The organism is Corynebacterium frankenforstense (assembly GCF_030211955.1).
Lineage (GTDB): Bacteria > Actinomycetota > Actinomycetes > Mycobacteriales > Mycobacteriaceae > Corynebacterium > Corynebacterium frankenforstense_A.
Map to the genome: position 1 here is coordinate 1 of NZ_JASODI010000097.1, position 238 is coordinate 238.

At 50.8% G+C, this 238-nt stretch carries 1 pseudogene; it reads right to left on the reverse strand.

The annotated features are described in order from the left end of the window. Nucleotides 1-27: 27 nt before the first annotated feature. A pseudogene (locus tag QP119_RS11675) lies at nucleotides 28-238 on the reverse strand (cell filamentation protein Fic); the annotation flags it as partial.

Sequence of the window (238 nt, forward strand, 5' to 3'; positions counted from 1 at the left end):
GTTCCTCGATGAGCTTTTCGATCTGGTTCACTTCTGCTCCTTCGGTGGTTGCTGAATCTGTTTCTGAACTGCAGTGATTTCCTTGAGATAATCCCGTTCCACGCCACTGGGTTGGGTATCCATCACAGTTTTGTACTTCTCGTATTCCTCATGGGCCTTCTGTACAGCTTGGCGGTGGGAAACCGTTCCTTCTCCCTCCAAAGACTTGCCACCCATGGCCGCAATCATTGTGGTGAGG